General features: G+C 37.1%; 5 protein-coding genes. 2 read left to right on the top strand and 3 right to left on the bottom strand.

Annotated features, from left to right (window positions below):
* Positions 1–542: MobQ family relaxase (mobQ, locus tag FTV32_RS16540; RefSeq protein WP_180029125.1), on the bottom strand; the 542-nt coding region annotated here is incomplete at its 3' end.
* 224 nt (positions 543–766) lie between these two features.
* On the opposite strand from mobQ, the gene FTV32_RS16535 reads away from it, so the two are divergent.
* Positions 767–1,027 carry a mobilization protein gene (locus FTV32_RS16535; RefSeq protein ID WP_180029124.1) on the top strand — a complete coding sequence of 87 codons (261 nt, stop codon included), beginning with the start codon at positions 767–769 and terminating at the stop codon, positions 1,025–1,027.
* On the opposite strand, the gene FTV32_RS16530 is transcribed toward FTV32_RS16535, so the two are convergent.
* Positions 1,013–1,171 (bottom strand): hypothetical protein, encoded by a 159-nt coding sequence (locus FTV32_RS16530; RefSeq protein WP_179991813.1) that lies wholly within the window; start codon positions 1,169–1,171, stop codon positions 1,013–1,015. The genes FTV32_RS16535 and FTV32_RS16530 overlap by 15 nt on opposite strands.
* Positions 1,164–2,105, bottom strand: coding sequence for a replication initiation protein RepM (gene repM, locus FTV32_RS16525; RefSeq protein ID WP_180029123.1), 942 nt, complete (start codon positions 2,103–2,105; stop codon positions 1,164–1,166). Before repM ends, FTV32_RS16530 begins: the two co-directional genes overlap by 8 nt.
* 50 nt (positions 2,106–2,155) lie before the next feature.
* Between repM and FTV32_RS16520 the strand changes: the two genes are divergently transcribed.
* Positions 2,156–2,305, top strand: coding sequence for a hypothetical protein (locus FTV32_RS16520; protein ID WP_179996696.1), 150 nt, complete (start codon positions 2,156–2,158; stop codon positions 2,303–2,305).
* The last annotated feature ends 203 nt before the right edge of the window (positions 2,306–2,508 follow it).

Below are 2,508 nucleotides of genomic sequence, written 5' to 3'. Positions count from 1 at the left end.
GTTAGGTCTGCAAACCTTTCTCGCCAGTGTTCGACCTGTTGTTTGCCGTGATCGTTAAACTCTCTCGTTTTTTTGCCTAAATTGCCCTGTTCGTCAATGCTGCGAGTGGTTAGCAAAATATGAGCGTGATAGTTGCGCTTATCGCTACCGCTTTCCGTGTGTGGGGCGTGAATGGCTGCATCCACAACAACGCCATGCCGTTTTACAATATCTTGGCATAGCTCGTTTAAGAGTCCTTGCCGTTGCTCTTGGTTAAGCTCATGCGGAAAGGCAATTTCAAATTCTCTAGCAAGCTGTGAATTTTTGCGATTCTCGACTTTTTCGACTGTGTTCCAAAGTTGGTTGCGGTCTAATAATTCAGGATTTGTATTTTCAGGTGCATAAATTTTCGTGAACTCTACGCCTGTTTTTCTTGTGTAATCCTGTTCTTTCCCTTGTCTTTCATCTATCAACTTTTCACCTGAACGATAGGCAGCAGCAGCTACGGCACTTCGCCCATCTGCTCGACTTACGTTCTTTACTGAAAAGTGATAAATAGCCATTTTCTCTTTTGTCTTTTTTCGCTTTTAAAAACAATCAACAATCAACAAAAACAAGTCTGCTCTTATGGGGGTAAAGGGGTATCCCCTTTCGCTCTTCCAAACATAATGAAATTAGTTTGGGAAAGTGCGCCCTTCGGGGAAAACCATTATAGCTTAGGAAGGCATTGAATCTCAATGGCAGGTATCCTATGCTCTAATGGTTTTTTAAAGGCTTTGGAATCACAATGGGTATTGAATCTTTAGATCAGAAAATTGCAAAACAACAAGAGAAGTTAAACCAGTTAAAAGCGCAAAAACAGGCTGCTTTAGCAAGAGAAAAGGCAAAACAAAAAGCACAAGAAAGAAAGGACGACACTAGACGTAAAATTTTACTGGGTTCTTTCTTGATGAAACAAATGGAAGATGAAGCGCAGAAACAAAAAATACTCGCTGAAATCAACGAGTATTTAACAGAAGAGCGTGACAGAAAGCTATTTGGACTGTGATTTTTTAATCTCTGCTAATTTACGATTTCTTTCTTCAAGGTGTGCCTTAAGCCCATTATTGATAGGGTGTTCAGGGTTTTTTGCTGCTTCATTTTGCAATCTATGGACTTCTTTACGAACTTCCATAATATCTTTTTTAGTCATGACTAAATCCAGCTTTCTCTAAAATTGGGTAAAACTCTCTGAATTTTTCAGGCTCTAAAAGCATGTCTGCAATACGAATAGCAAACTGCTGATAGCTTTCTGTACCTTGAGAATATGCCCCCATTTCAGGCATTTCAGACAGTTTGTTTGCAAATAAATGACGTTGGGAATCGGTCATTTTGATGAAAAAATCAGGGGTATTGGGATCTCGTTTAGTTTCAATTTTAGGTTGTACTTTTTGCTTAAACTTGAATGAAAACCCTGTAATTGTACGCCCCTGCTTATGTTGCTCATAAGTTACGGTAATGTCTGTATGTTTGTTAAGTTGCTCAATAGCAATATGTAAAACTTTTTCTTTAAATTGCCCCATTCTTTGATATTTTTCATCTCCAACTCCAAGTTTTAAACGAAATTCATTTAAATCAATAATTGGTGTCTTCCCAGTACTACGCCACGCAATTAAAAGTTCGTATAGGCGAATAGCATAACCGCTTGTTAGATTGGCAACTTGTTTTAATTCGTAGCTTGTAAGGTGTTGTTCAAGATAAGTGATTAGGGGTAAGACCGCTGGAGCAAAAGTAAATTCTATAGTTGCAGAATTATCAATATAAGCAATATCAGACACCCAGCGAGTCGTTTTATGAGCAATACCTTTTTCTCTAGGTTCTTGATAGCTAAACTGTCTTGAGAATAAAGACTTACAGGCATCCTTTAGTGTTTCGTATGCTGTGCTATGGCTTACACCAAACGTATTAATATAACTTTCTGCTGTAATCTCAATTGGTTTATTGAATGCAATATAGTCAAGGTGCATGTTATGAGTATGTTCCCGAATAATAACGATAGCTAATAAAATCAATCGCTGTTCGACAAGACCAAGACTATAACTAGCATTAATCAACGCATTATCTTTTACAACTAAGTCATTTTTCATTGTTGTACACTTTTATAATTCAAGTGTATTTGTACACCTTTGTAATGTACGTGTCAATATCATCGGAATTAGTGTACTTATATGTCGGAATTGGTGTACTTATTGGGGCTAAAATATCGGAATTGGTGTACTTATATGTCGGAATTGGTGTACTTATTAGCTGTGAAAGCCTTGCTGTACAAGCGTTTCAAGCAACTTAAAAATATTTAAAAATATATTTAAAAATAAAAAATATAAAAACTTGTGGAAAACTGCCCTAGGTACTCGCTAAAGCTCGTACTCTATTGAAGCTCGTTCCTCGCTTCGAGGGGCAGTTTTTAATTAATACTGTTCGTGATATTCAAAAGTAAAAGCATTGATAATGTATTCGCTTCGCTCATACTTTTTGAAAAGCAAAAGCTCC

Origin of the sequence: Acinetobacter sp. YH16032 (assembly GCF_013417345.1) — a bacterium.
In the GTDB taxonomy this organism is placed as follows: domain Bacteria; phylum Pseudomonadota; class Gammaproteobacteria; order Pseudomonadales; family Moraxellaceae; genus Acinetobacter.
Note: the sequence above shows the minus strand (reverse complement) of the source record. Positions and strands in the feature narration are given on the sequence as shown.